Here is a 15544-nt window from a genome sequence, read left to right as displayed (position 1 = left end):
GGGCGACTCCGGGTTTGCTCGGCATCAGTGGTCCTCCTCGCCGATACGGTGCACGTGGATCAGATTCGTGGATCCGACGGTACCCGGTGGGGAACCCGCCACGATGACCACGAGGTCACCCTTGCGGTAGCGGTTCATGCTCAGCAGCGCCTGATCGACCTGTTTGATCATCGCGTCCGTGCTGTCCACGGTGGGCACGATGAAGGTTTCGGTACCCCAGGTGAGCGCCAGCTGGCTGCGCACCTCCGACAGGGGGGTGAACGCCAGCAGCGGTAGCGGGGTGTGCAGGCGGGCCAGGCGACGGACCGTATCGCCGGACTGGGTGAATGCCACCAGCGCCTTGGCGTTGAGCCGTTCCCCGATATCGCGGGCGGCGTAGGAGATGACCCCGCGTTTGGTGCGCGGTGTATGCGTCAGGGGCGGCACACTGGTGGATTCGGTTTCCACCGCGTGCACGATGCGCGCCATGGTGCGCACGGTCTCGATCGGATATTTACCGACCGAGGTCTCACCGGACAGCATCACCGCGTCGGCTCCGTCGAGCACCGCATTGGCCACATCGGAAGCCTCGGCGCGGGTGGGCCGCGAATTCTCGATCATGGATTCGAGCATCTGGGTCGCGACGATCACCGGTTTCGCGTTCTCGCGGGCCATCTGAATCGCACGCTTCTGCACGATCGGCACCTGCTCGAGCGGCAGTTCGACACCGAGGTCGCCGCGGGCCACCATCACCGCGTCGAAGGCCAGGACCACGGCCTCGAGGTTGTCGATCGCCTCGGGCTTCTCCAGTTTGCCGATCACCGGGACCCGGCGGCCGACGCGGTCCATCACATCGTGGACGAGCTCGATATCCGAGGGCGAGCGGACGAACGAGAGCGCGATGAAGTCCACGCCCAGGTTCAGAGCGAATTCCAGATCCTCGATGTCCTTTTCGGAGAGCGCCGGAACCGAGACATCCATCCCCGGCAGCGATACACCTTTGTTGTTGCTGACCGGGCCGCCCTCGGTCACCTCGCACACCACGTCGTTGCCTTCGACGCGGATCACCTCGAGCCCGACCTTGCCGTCGTCGACGAGCAGCCGGTCACCGGATTTGGCATCGGCGGCGAGCTGTTTGTAGGTGGTGGAGACGCGGTCGTGATCACCGACGATATCGTCGACGGTGATGCGGACGACCTCACCGGTCGCCCAGATGGTGCGTTCCTCGGCGAAACGCCCCAGCCGGATCTTGGGGCCTTGGAGATCGGCGAGAATACCGACGGCGCGGCCGAGATCTTCGCAGGCCTGCCGCACCTTCTTGTAGTTTTCGGCGTGGTCGGAGTGCTCGCCGTGGCTGAAATTCAGCCGGGCGACGTCCATACCGCTTTCGACGAGCTCTCGAATACGTTCCTCGGTGGCAGTGGCCGGGCCGAGGGTGCACACAATCTTCGTCCGTCGCATCACGTGTCGAGCCTAATCCTGCCGGGATACGGCGTCCCGCCCGGCCCGCGGGCGACGGCGGGTGCGCCGAACTCTGGGTGAACGGCGGCCCAACGCCGCCCGCCTCATGATGAACCGGAGGCTTTACGCGACTGTTACCCCGCCACTACGAATTACCCCCGAACGCACGAATGCGGGCCCACCGGAGTGGACCCGCATCACCGGCGCCGTGCGCCTTCAGTCCCGCAGCGGACGACCGTGGGTATCGGTCACCTTGCCGGTGAGAATCATGATGCCGTCGATGAGACCCCAGATCGACCCGGCGATACCGCAGGTGAAAATGCTGGCCGCGATCTGGCCGATACCCATCCCGGTGTCACCGAGGTAGAACCGGCCGATCCCGAGATAGCCGAAGAAGATCTGCAGCAGGCCGGCCACCATCTTCTGTTTGTCCGACAGCGGCACCCCGTACATGTCCCGGCCGTATGGGGCCTCCGGGTCCATCGGGTTGTAGCCCATGGGCGCGCCGTAGGCAGGACCCGGCTGCCCGTACGCGCCGCCCGGCTGCCCGTAGGGATCCGGCTGCCCGTAGCCCGGCGCGGCCCCGTACTGCGGGTCCGGCTGACCCGGATACGGTTGCGGCTGCGAGGCGTACGGCTGGGACGGATAGGGCTGCGCCTGCGGCTGCGACGGATACCCCGGCGATTTACCCAGATCCGGGCCGGTGCCCGGCGGGCCGTACTGCGGTCCGCCCTGCTGGTACGGATCGGTCACTGCTCCTCCTTCGTGGTGCCCCCGGCAGTGAGGACAACCGATTTCTGGCGTTGCCTGCCCGGCGATGGTGCCAGACCGCCGCGTGCGGCGCCGAACGGCGTCCTATTCCGCGCGGGGAGTAGTGCTTTCGGCGGACGCCGGACCCTTACCGGCCGTCTCCCCCGTGCTCCCCGAGGCCGTCGCGGCCGTGGATGCCGGTTCCCGCGCCGAATCGGTTTCCGCGCTCACGGATTCGTGCGGAGAGCCCTCGGCATTTTCTGGATCGGACGCGGCGGAGGAATCCTCCGGATCACTGTCGGCGGCGGCACCGTCCGATTCCGCGGACTCGCCGCCCTTCTCGGACTTCGCCGGCTTCGCAAGCGGATCGGTGGCGTCGGACTCGCCCACCTTCGACTCCGATTTCGCAAGCGGATCGGCGGCACCGGACTCGCCGGCGGCATCGGATTCGCGTTCGGTGGAATCCTTCGCACCGGCACCGGTATCGGTTGCCGCACCCGCGGCGCGCAATTCGCCGAACTGCCAGGGCCACGGGCGCGGCCCCCATCCGGGGCGGAGTTGGTCGGGGGTTTCCCGGCCCTTGGTGGCGAACAGGAAGTACGCGATCGCGGCCAGGAAGACCAGGCCGGAGGTGAAGGAGTTGATCCGGATGCCCGCGATCTGCGTGGCCTCGTCGTCACGCATGAGTTCGACGAAGAACCGCCCGAAGCAGTATCCGGCGACGTACAGGGCGAACAGCCGACCGTGCCCGATCCGGAAACGCCGGTCGATGTAGACCAGCGCGAGCACCACCGCGACATTCCACACCAGCTCGTAGAGGAATGTCGGGTGTACGACGGATTGGACCTCGCCCGAGGAAACGCCGTTCATCATGTCGAGCCGGCCGGCGTCGTCGAATCGGAGATAGATCTCCAGGCCCCACGGCAGATCGGTTTCGCGGCCGTAGAGTTCCTGGTTGAAATAGTTGCCGAGCCGGCCGATGGCCTGGGCGAGCAGGATCGGGGGCGCGATCGCGTCACCGAGCGCCGGCAGCGGGATCTTGTAGATGCGGCAGGCGATCCAGGCGCCGATTCCGCCGAGGAATACCGCACCCCAGATTCCGAGGCCGCCCTGATAGATCTTCAGGGCATCCATCGGGTTGCCGTCGGCGCCGAAGTACTTCTGCCAGTCGGTGGCGACGTGATAGAGCCGGCCGCCGATCAGGCCGAACGGTACCGCGAAAACGGCGACGTCCAGGATTGCGCCCGCCTCACCACCGCGGGCCTGCCAGCGTTTCTCGCCCCACCAGATGGCGACGATGATGCCGACGATGATGCAGACCGCGTACGCGCGGAGCGGGAACGGCCCGATATCCCAGACACCCTGCGGCGGGCTGGGCAGATAGGCCAGCAGCTCGGCGGCGGGCGATACGGCGGTCGAGGTGGTTTCCGGTACGGCGAGAACGGTCACGGGGCAACCGTAGTCCAGGAGGCCACATTGGCAAGTCCGGCCCCTCGCGTGTTCGGCACCCGCCCGCACCCATACCCCGCCGGTTTACGCACCGCCGTGTCGTGCACGGTGGCCGCGTCGGCGGCCGGTCTCAGGAAGTGACGGTGGCGGACCGAACGCCGCCGGCCAATTCCGTGGTCAGCGCCCGCACCGCGTCCAGCCCCTGCGCCGCGGCGGTGACCAGCGCCGAGCCGACGATCACGCCGTCGGCGTAGGCCGCGATCTCGGCCGCCTGCGCCCCGGAGCGGACCCCCAGGCCCACGCCGATGGGGATATCACTGTGCTCGCGGATCCGGGCGCACAGCGCGGGGGCCATGGTCGAGACCGCGTCCCGGGCGCCGGTGACGCCCATGGTCGAGGCGGCGTAGACGAAACCCGAACTGGCGTCGAGAGTGGCCGCGAGGCGTTCCTCGGTGGACGACGGCGCCACCAGAAAGATCCGGTCGAGGTGGTGCGCGGCGGAGGCGCTGAACCAGTCGCCGGCTTCCTCGGGAATGAGGTTGGGGGTGATGATGCCGGCGCCACCGGCGGCGGCGAGATCGCGGGCGAAGCGGTCGACACCGTATTTGAGCACCGGATTCCAGTAGCTCATCACCACCGCTTCGGCACCCGCGTCGGTCACCGCTTCCACCACGGAGAACACATCACGGACCCGGACCCCGCCGCGCAGCGCCTGGTCGGCGGCGGCCTGGATGGTGGGGCCGTCCATCACCGGATCGGAATAGGCAACGCCGACTTCGACGATATCGCAACCGGATTCGACCATCGCCCGCACGACTTTGCGCGAACCCTCGAGATCCGGGTAGCCGGCCGGCAGGTATCCGATGAGCGCGGCCCGGTTATCGGTCCGGCAGGCGGCGAAAGTGGCGCCGAGCCGGGATTCGGAACTCACTGACCGTTCTCCTTGCCGGTGTCCGGATCGTCGAAGAGCCCGAACCAGCGGGCGGCGGTATCCATATCCTTGTCGCCACGCCCGGACAGGTTCACCAGGATGACGGCGCCCTCGCCGAGTTCGCGGCCCAGTTCGAGCGCCCCGGCGACCGCATGCGCGGATTCGATGGCCGGGATGATGCCTTCGGTGCGGCTGAGCAGCAGCAGTGCGTCCATCGCGGCGGTATCGGTGACCGGTAGATACTCGGCCCGGCCGATATCCTTCAGGAACGCGTGCTCGGGACCCACGCCCGGATAGTCCAGGCCGGCCGAGATGGAATGCGATTCGATGGTCTGGCCGTCCTCGTCCTGCAGCAGGTACGAGTAGGCGCCTTGGAACGCGCCGGGCGAACCACCGGCGAAGGTTGCCGCGTGGCGGCCGGTTTCCACACCGTCACCGGCGGCTTCGTAGCCGACGAGGCGGACACCGGGGTCGTCGATGAAGGCGTGGAAGATACCGATCGCGTTGGACCCGCCGCCCACACAGGCGGCGACGGCGTCGGGCAGCCGGCCGGTCAGGCTCTGGACCTGGGCGCGGGCCTCCATTCCGACGACGCGCTGGAAATCGCGGACCATCATCGGGAACGGATGGGGTCCGGCGGCGGTGCCGAAACAGTAGTAGGTGTCGTCGGCGTTGGTGACCCAGTCGCGCAGGGCCTCGTTGATCGCGTCCTTGAGGGTTTGCGACCCCAGCGTCACCGAGACGACCTCGGCTCCGAGCAGCCGCATCCGGGCCACGTTCAGGGCCTGCCGGGCGGTATCGACCGCACCCATGTAGACGATGCAGCGCAGCCCGAGCAGGGCGCAGGCGGTGGCCGTGGCGACCCCGTGCTGCCCGGCGCCGGTTTCGGCGATGATCCGGGTCTTGCCCATCCGCTTGGCCAGCAGCGCCTGCCCCAGCACATTGTTGATCTTGTGGGAGCCGGTGTGGTTCAGATCCTCACGTTTCAGCAGGATCCGCGCGCCACCGGCGTGTTCGGCCAGTCCGGTGCATTCGAAGACCGGCGAGGGGCGACCGGTGTAGTCGCGCTGCAGCCGATCGAGTTCGGCGAGGAAATCGGGATCCAGCCGGACCTTGTCGTATTCGGCCGTGACCTCCTCGATCACCGCCATCAACGCCTCGGGCACATGCCGGCCGCCGTAGACGCCGAAATGGCCGCCCTCGTCGGGTTCGTGTTCGCTACGCTGTGCCACCCCGCGGCTCGCGGCGGGCAGCGCATGGTCGGTGGACGATCCGGACGCCGCCATCAGCGCCCCCGCCGGGCCGGTTTGGGGCAGGAGGGATGGGTGCCCGCGGTGACCAGCTCCGAAACCGCCGCCCGGGGGTCGCCACTGGTGACCAGACCCTCGCCGACGAGAACCGCGTCCGCGCCGGCACCCGCATAGGCGAGCAGATCGGCGGTGCCGCGAACCCCGGATTCGGCGATCCGCACGACCTCCGTGGGTAGCCCCGGCGCGATCCGGGCGAAGCAGTCCCGATCGACCTCGAGAGTTTTCAGGTTGCGCGCGTTCACGCCGATCACGCTCGCACCGGCAGTGAGGGCCCGGTCGGCCTCCTCCTCGGTATGCACCTCGACGAGCGCGGTCATCCCGAGCGATTCGGTGCGATCGATGAGCGAAGCCAGCGTGTCCTGTTCCAGGGCGGCGACGATCAGCAGGATCACATCGGCGCCGTGCGCCCGCGCCTCGTGGATCTGGTACGGGCCGACGACGAAATCCTTGCGCAGCACCGGAATATCGACGGTGGCGCGGACCGCGTCCAGATCGTCCAGCGAACCGTGGAAACGCCGGCCCTCGGTGAGCACACTGATGATCCGGGCGCCACCGTCCTCGTAGGCCTTGGCCAGGCTGGCCGGGTCACCGATATCGGCGAGCGCACCTTTGGACGGACTGGCCCGCTTGACCTCGGCGATCACGCCGATACCGTCTTCGAGAAGGGCCGCCTTCGCATCGAGCGGCGGGGTCGCGGCGGCGGCCGCTGCCTTCACCGCGGGGAAGTCGAGCACCGCCTCCCGAGCGGCTACATCCGAGCGGACCCCGTCGAGAATCGAGTCGAGTACCGTCATCTGGCTCGAATCCTTTCTGGGGAGACACGCAAATTACTTGCCTGCAGGATTCCCCCAGGCGCTGTCTCACCGATGCTGAACAAGAGTAAATGGCAGGCTGCGGCACCCTGACGCCGGGGGCGGGTCACCCTGCCGCGACCGGCCTGCTAAGGGGTGTCGTGCGGTCGTCGGGCATCCGGGCGGTCTGTGGTGGGGTTCCCGTCGGTTCCGCCGGCCCGGTCGGCGGATGTGGCTTCGGCCGATTCGTTCGCCGAGCCCGTGGCGGCTGCCCGCTCGGGCAGCTCGTCCGTGCCGCCCGGCTCGGTCGGGTCGGCCGTGGCGGCGGACTCGGTCGGGTCGGCACCGGCATCCAGCGCATCCCACAGCACCCGTTCCGGGAGCACATCGCCGGACGCACGCTGCTGCACGGCTTCGGTGGCGGCGGCCTTCCGCGTGGCCGGGTTGTCGTATTTCCCGGACAGTTGCTTCGTATCGGCCGGCATCCGGGCCAGTAACAGCCCCGCGCCGAACGCGGCCAGTGCACCGCACAGCGTGAGCACGGCCGGGCCGGGCGAGGTCACCAGCTCCTGCACCTGCGCCCGGCCCGGAAGCCCGGCCAGATCGGCGGCTCGCTGTTCGGTGGCGCCGGACCCGGTGAGCAGAGCCAGCGCCGGTACCGCGGTCACAGCGGCGATCAGCGCGACCACCACACCGACCGATCGGCGCAGCCAGCCCCGTGTCGCGAGCACAGCCGCGATGGCGGCCAGCAGAACGAGGGCCAACGGCGTCAGCGCGCCGAACCAGATCCCGCCGTTCAGCTCGTCCGTCCGCGGCTCGGTCAAACCGTCCGCGGAGGTCACCGTCACCCAGGTGAGGCGCGACGAACCCCAGAGCGCCGCAGCGCCGACGGCGAGTAGCACCAGCGCGGCGATCGGGTGCCGCCTACCCGCCGCGGCGGCCGTCGCGGCGGGCGGTGTGATCTCCTCGTCGCCCCAGTCGATCGGCCGGGGACGTCCAGCCGGAGATTCACCGTGGGATCCGGTAGCCCGCTGCGCGGCATCCGGGGCGTCGGCCACCGCCTCGGGTTCGCCCATATCGGTGGCGGCCGGACCAGTGCCCCCGTCGGCCGCCTCAGAGGTGGCTGCCCCTGCGACCGGCTGCGCCGGAGCCGCGGCGCCGTCGACCGCTCCGGGAGCGGGATCGGTCGTATCCGGATCGGCGGTGTTCGTTGTGGACCTCTTCGGCTCGGTCGGCCGAACTTCGCCGATACCGTCCTGCTCTCCTACCGGCCCTGTCGCACTGCCCGACGACGCAGCAATCTGCGCACTGTTGTCGGCCGGCCCGCCGATCGCCGGGATGGACCCACGGGATGCGGCCGTGCCCGCCGGAGTTCCGGCCGGTGTGCGCCGGGCGGCGGCATCGTCTGCCGTCATACGCCCCCTCCGGACGCCACGGATACCGATTCCCGGTCGGCGGCCTCCTCGTCGCCGAAAGCGCGCACCGTTTCGGCCGCGGCGACCGCACGCAGCACCGCCATGGCCTTGTTCCGGGATTCGGTGTCCTCGTATTCGGCCTCGGAATCGGCCACCACACCCGCGCCGGCCTGGACGTAGGCGACGCCGTCCTTGAGCAGGGCGGTGCGGATGGCGATCGCGGTATCGGCGTCACCGGCGAAGTCGAGGTACCCGACCACACCGCCGTACACGCCGCGCCGGGTGGGTTCGAGTTCCTCGATCAACTGCATGGCCCGGACCTTGGGGGCGCCGGACAGGGTGCCCGCCGGGAAACAGGCCCGCACCGCGTCGAGCGCGATCTTGCCCGGGGCCAGCCGGCCGGTCACGGTGGAAACGAGATGCATCACATGGCTGTAGCGCTCGACGTGCCGGTACTCGGTGACCCGCACCGTGCCGGGCACGCAGACCCGGCCCAGATCGTTGCGGCCGAGATCGACGAGCATGAGGTGTTCGGCGTTCTCCTTCTCGTCGGCCAGCAGGCCTTTCTCGAGCAGCAGATCGTCTTCCTCGGTGGCACCCCGCCAGCGGGTGCCCGCGATCGGATGCGTGGTCGCGACCCCGTCCTGCACCGCCACCAGCGCTTCCGGGCTGGACCCGACGATCGAGAACGCGGTGTTTCCGTCGCCGTCCGGGATGTGCAACAGGAACATGTACGGGCTCGGATTGGCCGCGCGCAGCATCCGGTAGAGGTCGATGGGGGTGCCGCCGTAGTCCATTTCGAACCGCTGCGACAACACCACCTGGAATGCCTCCCCGGCCTCGATCTCCGAGACCAGCCGGCGGACCCCGGCGCCGAATTCGTCCGGCGTGCGGGCGCGCCGGTAGTCCGGTTCGGGCTGGTCGAAAACGGAAACCGTGGAGATCGCGGGTGCGGCCAGCGCGGCGGTCATCCGGTCGAGCCGGGCGACGGCGTCGTCGTAGGCGGCGTCGGCGTTCTCGGCCGTACCGTTCCAGTTGACGGCATTGGCGATCAAGGTGATCGCGCCCTCGTGGTGGTCGAACGCCGCCAGATCGGTGGCCAGCAGCAGCACTATTTCCGGCAGGTGCAGATCGTCGTCGGCGTATTCGGGCAGTCGCTCCATGCGGCGCACCGCGTCGTAACCGAGGTACCCGACCATTCCGCCCGTCAGCGGCGGCAGACCGGGCAGCCGTTCGGTGCGCAAAAGTTCGAGGGTTTCGCGCAGGGCGTCGAGTGGGTCACCACCGGAGGGAGCGCCGGCGGGGGTGGTGCCGAGCCAGGTGGCGGCGCCGTCGACCGAGGTGAGCGCCGAGGGGCTGCCCGCGCCGATGAACGACCAGCGCGACCAGGAACGGCCGTTCTCCGCGGATTCGAACAGGAATGTGCCCGCCCGGTCGCCGCCCAGTTTGCGGTACGCCGACAGCGGGGTCTCCGAATCGGCCAGCACCTTCCGGGTCACCGGGACGACCCGGTGTTCGGCGGCGAGTTCGTGGAATCGTTCGCGGGAGGTAGTCGCGGGAGTAGTCGCGCCGTGCATTCGAACCATCATTCCAGCCGCGCGTCCGGCGTGCTCGACGCACCCCGTGGGACCCGCCGCCGACGGTAGGGTCCGGGTATGCAGATCGGCCAGCTCGCCCCGGTATTCGAACTCCCGGATCAGACCGGCGCCCTCCACTCCCTCGATTCGCTCCTGGCCGGCGGGCCACTGGTGCTGTTCTTCTATCCCGCCGCGAATACGCCGGTATGCACGGCCGAGGCCTGCCATTTCCGCGATCTCACCGCGGAGTTCGCTGCGCTCGGCGCGAGTTGCGCGGGGATCAGCGCCGATGCCGTCGATGTCCAGGCGGGGTTCGCGGGGGCACAGCGGCTGGAATACCCGCTGCTGTCGGACACCGACGGATCGGTCGCGCAGAGCTACGGGGTGAAACGCGGACTACTGGGCAAGCTCATGCCGGTGAAACGGCATACCTTCGTCATCGACACCGACCGCACTGTTCTCACCGAGATCAGCAGCGAACTGCGCGCGAATGTACACGCCGACCGCGCACTGGATTTTCTACGCACGCGAAAAAGCGCTTAGCGGCTGCCGATCCGCGCATTTGCTGTGAATGGCCTCACCTTCGTTTCCGAGTTGACACAAGTTCGAGCGAAGTCGTGGCAAACTTTTCTCCGGTAGCCCGGTGACACTTGCCGGAATCGTCACCGGGCCGGAGAGAAGGCGGATTAGTGACGGAGTGGCTGAACCCGGTCGAGGGACGGGCCTGGCGCGCAGTGGTCGCGGTACTGAACCGCTTGCCGGGGGCACTGGATACCGACCTGCAACGCGAGTCCGGCGTGACTCATTTCGAGTACTGGGTGCTGACCCTGCTCTCGGAGGCACCCGACCGGAGACTGCAGATGAGCGAGCTCGCGCAGCGAGCAAATTCATCGCTATCGAGGCTGTCCCATGTGGTCTCCAAACTCGAACGGATGGGCTGGGCCACGCGCAGCGCGAACACCGGGCGGCGCGGCGTCCTGGCCGAGCTCACCGACGAGGGACACCAGAAGGTCGTGGAGGCCGCGCCCGGGTACATGGATGTGGTGCGCCGGCTGGTGTTCGACGGACTCGACGCCGAGCAGACCGCGGCAATGGCGGATCTCGGCGATACGCTCGCCACCCATCTGAGTACGGTGCTGGGCCGGACCGTCCAGTAAGCGCCGGCGGTTCCTGGACCGCGCGGTACGGTGCCCGCTACGCCGGCAACGCGAAGAAAGCGGTAGCGGCCAGCGCCAGTACCAGGAAGCCCGCCGGAAACGCGATGTTGTGGAAAACCCGCGCCCGGACGTGCGCGGCGACTGCCCCCACGAAGAACAGCACCAGCCCGGCCGCGGCCGCCAGCCCGATGGACTCCAGCCCGAACAGCCCGGCCACCAATCCGGCCACTCCGGCGCCTTCGATCACCGCCAGGTACGGAATCCACTTCGGTGCCACACCCACCTCGGTGGAGTTCTGCATCACGAACTGCGCCCGCACTGCCTTCGCGACCACCTCCGCGGCATTGGCCAGCACGCAGCCCACGGTCACGGCGAGCAGGACGATCTCGATCGCCCCGTTCACCGGTCGACCCCCTGCCGGAACGCGGACGCCGAGGCGCAGCCGTACGCCGGGCGCCCGGCGGCTTCCGGCTCGACGTCGGCGAGACCGGGGGCTCGATCGGTTCCGGAACGGAATCGGTGGATCGGTACGCTCATGGTGCCTCCTCAGGGGCGTGCACGTCGGGTGGTTCGTTCTCATCCCTCCTGACGTCCAGCACGCACGAAAGGTGACCCCCTCGTGGAAATCGTCGAGAAATTCGAGGCGGCCCGGCCGCGGCTGCTCTCGCTGGCCCACCGGATCGTCGGCTCGTACCACGATGCCGAGGACGCGGTGCAGACGGCGTGGACCCGGGTGCAGTCGGCGGATCTGTCCGAGGTGGCCGAACCGGACGCCTGGTTCACCACCGTGACAGCGCGGCTGTGCCTGGATCTGCTCCGCGCCAGGGAACGACGGGGCGAACTCCCTCTGCTGCTCGAGGACGTCGCCGGTGCGCAGGCCGGCGCCGACGAAGCGTTCCTCCGCCGCGAGGACGTGTCCCGGGCGTTGCTCGTTGTGCTCGGCGAACTCTCCCCCGCCCAGCGGGTGGCCTACGTGCTGCACGATCTCTTCGCAGTTCCGTTCGAGCGGGTCGCCGCAGTACTCGACTCGAATCCGGCGGCGGCGAAAAAACTGGCCAGCCGGGCGCGTGCCCGGCTCCGGGATGCGCGGCCCGCCGAGATCGGCACTGCCACCGGGTCGACCGGCACCTCCGGACACCCCGGGATCGTCGGGCACCTCGAGATCGTAGAGGCCTTCCTGGCCGCCGCCCGCGGCGGCGATATCGCCCGCCTGGTCACGCTGCTGGCTCCCGATGCCGTCCGGACCGCCGATCCGCGCCTGCTGCCGGCGGGAGCGCCCACCGAGGTCCGCGGCGCCACAGCCGTCGCCGAGGAGACGCGCCTGTTCGCCGACCGGATCGCGGTCACCACGACTCTTCTCCTCGGGGGCAGCCCCGTGGCGGTTATCGCGCCCGGCGGACATCCTTACGCGTTCATCCACTTCCGGATCGAGGGCAGGTTCGTCCGCGGAATCGAGATCACCCGTTATACGCCCGGCGTCATATCCCCGGAGTGAGCACGCGCGCGTAATTCACCGGGTGGAAGCCGCCGATACCGCGCGAGGCCCCCGGTGTGACGAGGACCCAGGTCGATCTCGCGGCCGCTCCCCGACGAACACCCGAATCTTTCCGTCGTCCGCCGCTGGCATCCCACGCCTGAAGTCGTTCGGGACAGATCTGCACTGCGGGCCGATTCCCGTCCGGTAGAGCGCCGAATTCCGGTCTGTCCTCGCCTGCCTGTCGCCCGGTGACCGTGCTGAAGGCCACGAGCAGGCCGTCGGCAGCGCCGCACGGTCCCCGACCGTACGGCCGTCACACCTGTTCGGAAGTGAGCAGCACGTCGGTGTCGAAACAGGTGTGCGTACCGGTGTGGCAGGCCGCGCCCCGCTGATCCACCACCAGCAGTACCGTATCGCCGTCGCAGTCCAGCCGGACCTCGTGCACGTACTGCGTATGCCCGGAGGTCTCCCCCTTGACCCAGTACTGCTGCCGGGACCGCGAATAGTAGGTGGCCCGCCGGGTTTCGAGCGTACGGGCCAGCGCCTCGTCGTCCATCCACGCCATCATCAGCACCGCGCCGGTGGCGCGTTCCTGCGCCACCGCGGCCACCAGCCCGGCGTCGTTGCGTTTGAGCCGGGCCGCGATCGCCGGATCCAATGCCATCTCAGCGCACCACCAGATCGGCCGCGCGCAGAGCGTCCTTGACCTGCGGGATGGTCAGATCCCCGAAATGGAAGACGCTGGCGGCCAGCACCGCGTCCGCACCGGACTGCACCGCAGGGGCGAAATGTTCGACCGCGCCGGCGCCGCCCGAAGCGATCACCGGAATCGAGACCGCGGCGCGCACGGCACGGATCATCGGCAGATCGAAACCCGCCTTGGTACCGTCGGCGTCCATCGAGTTGAGCAGGATCTCCCCCACGCCCAGCTCGGCCCCGCGCACCGCCCATTCGACCGCGTCGATCCCGGTACCGCGGCGCCCGCCGTGCGTGGTGACCTCCCAGCCCGACGGGGTGTCCGGTTCGCCGTCGGGAACGGTGCGGGCGTCGACCGACAGCACGATGCACTGCGACCCGAACCGCTGCGACATCTCGTACAGCACCTCGGGGCGGGCGATGGCGGCGGTGTTCACCGAGACCTTGTCCGCGCCGGCACGCAACAGCCGGTCCACATCCTCGACGGTGCGTACCCCGCCGCCGACGGTGAGCGGGATGAAGATCTGCTCGGCGGTCCGGGTGACCACGTCGAACATGGTGGCGCGGTCCCCGCTGGAGGCGGTGACATCGAGGAAGGTGAGTTCGTCCGCGCCCTGGGCGTCGTAGGCGGCCGCGAGCTGGACCGGATCACCGGCATCGCGCAGATTCTGGAAATTGACGCCCTTGACCACCCGGCCCGCGTCGACGTCCAGGCAGGGGATGACGCGTGTCGCCAGGGTCATGAGCGCTCCTCACCGCCGCCGCGGGCGGCACTGTTCACACCGGTATCGCGATCGCTGCCGGGCGCGGCGAACCCGGTGCCGCGGGTCGCGGCGATCATTTCGAGTAGTTCGGCGTGCACCCCGGGCGCTGCCGCCAGGACCGAACCGGAGTCGATGGTCCAGTCCGCACCCTCGAGGTCGGTGACGATCCCGCCGGCGCACCGCACCATCAGCGCGCCCGCCGCGTTGTCCCAGGCATGGTGCCCGAACACGATCGCACCGCCGAGGGTGCCGTCGGCGGTGAAGGCCAGGTCGATGCCGGTCGAGCCGTGCATCCGCACCCGGGACGACAATCGGCTGAGCGCCCCGAGGACCCGGTGCCGGAACATACCCGGAACCCGGCCGGTGGATTCGATATTGAAGGCGCCGAACCCGATCATCGCCTCGTCGAGTACGCCGGCGGGTAACGGCGGCCGGGCGACCCCGTCCACCAGCAGCGGTCCGCCGGCGACGGCGGCGTAGCGGCGGTCCAGCGGCGGAAACCAGGCCAGCCCGAGCACCGGTTCCCCGTCGCGGATCAACGCGAGCAGGGTGCCGGTGAGCGGATGACCGGTCGAATAGTTGAAGGTGCCGTCGATCGGATCCAGCACCCATGCGGTGCCGCTGGCGAGCGACGGCCCGCCGAACTCCTCGCCGTGCACTTCGATACCGGTCCGCGCCAGGAGCTGCGCGGAGATGGTGCGTTCGAGTTCCAGGTCGAGTTCGGTGGCGAAATCCCGGGATCCCTTGGCTACCGCGCTGGGGGCGCCGCGGCCCTCGAGAAAGCGGTCGCCGACACCGTCGAGCACCTCGGCCGCCGTGGTCAGCAGGCCCGCCAGTTCGGTTTCTGCCCTGGTCATCGTTTCGGCTCCCGGTTTCTCGCGGTCGGTATGCGGTCGTGCGGGCGCACGGCGGGAGTGCTCGGTAACCCGGGCACGGCCGGTACGACGACCCCGCGCGCGATCAACGGACGGCGGCCAGCGCCTCGGGCAGGGTGAACCGGCCCGCGTACAGGGCTTTGCCCACGATCGCGCCTTCCACGCCGTCGGGCACCAGTTCGGCGATCGCGGTCAGATCGGCCAGGGCAGAGACCCCGCCCGAGGCGATCACCGGCGCATCGGTGGCCATACACACCTCGCGCAGCAGATCCAGGTTCGGACCGGTGAGGGTGCCGTCCTTGGTGACATCGGTGACGACGTAACGCGAGCAGCCGTCCCGTTCCAGCCGCTCCAGGACCTCCCACAGATCCCCGCCGTCGCTGACCCAGCCGCGGCCGCGCAGCCGGTAGTCGCCGTCGACGATCCGGACGTCCAGGCCGACCGCGACCCGGTCGCCGTACTCGGCGATCGCCCGGGCGCACCACTGCGGATCCTCCAGCGCGGCGGTTCCCAGATTGACCCGGGCGCAGCCGGTGGCCATCGCGGCCTTCAGCGATTCGTCGTCGCGGATACCGCCGGACAGCTCGACGGCGACATCCAGTTCGCCGACCACCCGCGCCAGCAGTTCGCGGTTGGACCCGCGGCCGAACGCGGCGTCGAGGTCCACCAGATGCACCCATTCGGCACCCGCGTCCTGCCACGCGAGGGCGGCATCGCGGGGCGAACCGTAACTGGTTTCACTGCCCGCCGCGCCCTGTACCAGGCGGACAGCCTCACCATTGGCGACATCGACAGCGGGCAGCAACACAAGACTCACGCGCAACAGCCTAGTAGCCCGGTGTTCGCCCGCGCCGCGCGCCCGGCGGCGAGCCGGCAGGCCGCCGCATACGGCACCGGGGTCCGGCGGGCATT

The 15544-nt window shown here is 69.3% G+C and carries 16 protein-coding genes and 1 pseudogene; 3 read left to right on the top strand and 14 right to left on the bottom strand.

What is annotated here, in order from left to right; translation table 11 throughout:
* Positions 1 to 24 precede the first annotated feature (24 nt).
* The 8 genes and pseudogenes from pyk to QH195_RS10195 form a co-directional block, all read right to left on the bottom strand.
* Positions 25 to 1443 carry a pyruvate kinase gene (gene pyk, locus QH195_RS10230; RefSeq protein WP_280421189.1) on the bottom strand — a complete coding sequence of 473 codons (1419 nt, stop codon included), beginning with the start codon at positions 1441 to 1443 and terminating at the stop codon, positions 25 to 27.
* 213 nt (positions 1444 to 1656) lie between these two features.
* Positions 1657 to 2193: a TM2 domain-containing protein gene (locus tag QH195_RS10225; protein WP_280421190.1), complete on the bottom strand. Its 537-nt coding sequence runs from the start codon at positions 2191 to 2193 to the stop codon at positions 1657 to 1659.
* A gap of 375 nt (positions 2194 to 2568) precedes the next feature.
* Positions 2569 to 3639 (bottom strand): annotated as a pseudogene (gene lgt, locus QH195_RS10220) (prolipoprotein diacylglyceryl transferase); the annotation flags it as partial.
* Between the two features lie 130 nt (positions 3640 to 3769).
* Positions 3770 to 4570: a tryptophan synthase subunit alpha gene (gene trpA / locus QH195_RS10215; RefSeq protein ID WP_280421191.1), complete on the bottom strand. Its 801-nt coding sequence runs from the start codon at positions 4568 to 4570 to the stop codon at positions 3770 to 3772.
* Positions 4567 to 5856, bottom strand: a complete 1290-nt coding sequence (gene trpB / locus QH195_RS10210) for a tryptophan synthase subunit beta (RefSeq protein ID WP_280421192.1) — start codon at positions 5854 to 5856, stop codon at positions 4567 to 4569. The genes trpA and trpB overlap by 4 nt, the downstream gene beginning before the upstream one ends.
* Positions 5856 to 6674: an indole-3-glycerol phosphate synthase TrpC gene (trpC, locus tag QH195_RS10205; protein WP_033245176.1), complete on the bottom strand. Its 819-nt coding sequence runs from the start codon at positions 6672 to 6674 to the stop codon at positions 5856 to 5858. The genes trpB and trpC overlap by 1 nt, the downstream gene beginning before the upstream one ends.
* 146 nt (positions 6675 to 6820) lie before the next feature.
* Positions 6821 to 8086, bottom strand: a complete 1266-nt coding sequence (locus QH195_RS10200; RefSeq protein ID WP_280435176.1) for a TIGR02234 family membrane protein — start codon at positions 8084 to 8086, stop codon at positions 6821 to 6823.
* A complete protein-coding gene (locus tag QH195_RS10195; RefSeq protein ID WP_280435175.1) occupies positions 8083 to 9663 on the bottom strand; it encodes an anthranilate synthase component I in 1581 nt (526 codons plus the stop codon). Before QH195_RS10195 ends, QH195_RS10200 begins: the two co-directional genes overlap by 4 nt.
* A gap of 78 nt (positions 9664 to 9741) precedes the next feature.
* Between QH195_RS10195 and QH195_RS10190 the strand changes: the two genes are divergently transcribed.
* Together QH195_RS10190 and QH195_RS10185 are read left to right on the top strand one after the other, a co-directional pair.
* Complete coding sequence (locus QH195_RS10190) at positions 9742 to 10206, top strand: peroxiredoxin (RefSeq protein ID WP_280435174.1); 465 nt, start codon at positions 9742 to 9744, stop codon at positions 10204 to 10206.
* A gap of 146 nt (positions 10207 to 10352) precedes the next feature.
* Complete coding sequence (locus QH195_RS10185) at positions 10353 to 10820, top strand: MarR family winged helix-turn-helix transcriptional regulator (protein WP_280435173.1); 468 nt, start codon at positions 10353 to 10355, stop codon at positions 10818 to 10820.
* A 37-nt stretch (positions 10821 to 10857) separates the two neighbouring features.
* On the opposite strand, the gene QH195_RS10180 is transcribed toward QH195_RS10185, so the two are convergent.
* On the bottom strand, positions 10858 to 11211 hold the full coding sequence (locus QH195_RS10180) for a DoxX family protein (RefSeq protein WP_280421216.1): 354 nt from the start codon (positions 11209 to 11211) through the stop codon (positions 10858 to 10860).
* Positions 11212 to 11219: 8 nt separating this feature from the next.
* Positions 11220 to 11357 (bottom strand): hypothetical protein, encoded by a 138-nt coding sequence (locus tag QH195_RS10175; RefSeq protein ID WP_280421197.1) that lies wholly within the window; start codon positions 11355 to 11357, stop codon positions 11220 to 11222.
* Between the two features lie 82 nt (positions 11358 to 11439).
* Here QH195_RS10175 and QH195_RS10170 point away from each other — a divergent pair, with 82 nt between their 5' ends.
* Positions 11440 to 12315: a sigma-70 family RNA polymerase sigma factor gene (locus QH195_RS10170; protein ID WP_280435172.1), complete on the top strand. Its 876-nt coding sequence runs from the start codon at positions 11440 to 11442 to the stop codon at positions 12313 to 12315.
* Between the two features lie 295 nt (positions 12316 to 12610).
* Here the strand turns inward: QH195_RS10170 and hisI are convergent, their stop codons facing one another.
* The 4 genes from hisI to priA all read right to left on the bottom strand — a co-directional run bounded on the left by hisI (position 12611) and on the right by priA (position 15449).
* Entirely contained in the window at positions 12611 to 12961 is a 351-nt protein-coding gene (gene hisI / locus QH195_RS10165) for a phosphoribosyl-AMP cyclohydrolase (protein ID WP_280421199.1), read from the bottom strand.
* A gap of 1 nt (position 12962) precedes the next feature.
* On the bottom strand, positions 12963 to 13736 hold the full coding sequence (hisF, locus tag QH195_RS10160) for an imidazole glycerol phosphate synthase subunit HisF (RefSeq protein ID WP_280421200.1): 774 nt from the start codon (positions 13734 to 13736) through the stop codon (positions 12963 to 12965).
* Complete coding sequence (locus QH195_RS10155; RefSeq protein WP_280435171.1) at positions 13733 to 14614, bottom strand: inositol monophosphatase family protein; 882 nt, start codon at positions 14612 to 14614, stop codon at positions 13733 to 13735. Before QH195_RS10155 ends, hisF begins: the two co-directional genes overlap by 4 nt.
* 103 nt (positions 14615 to 14717) lie before the next feature.
* Positions 14718 to 15449: a bifunctional 1-(5-phosphoribosyl)-5-((5-phosphoribosylamino)methylideneamino)imidazole-4-carboxamide isomerase/phosphoribosylanthranilate isomerase PriA gene (gene priA / locus QH195_RS10150; protein ID WP_280421202.1), complete on the bottom strand. Its 732-nt coding sequence runs from the start codon at positions 15447 to 15449 to the stop codon at positions 14718 to 14720.
* Positions 15450 to 15544 lie beyond the last annotated feature (95 nt).

Origin of the sequence: Nocardia carnea (assembly GCF_029868855.1) — a bacterium.
GTDB lineage: Bacteria > Actinomycetota > Actinomycetes > Mycobacteriales > Mycobacteriaceae > Nocardia > Nocardia carnea_A.
The sequence above is the reverse complement of the archived record's forward strand: the minus strand, read 5'-3'. Positions and strand labels throughout refer to the sequence as shown.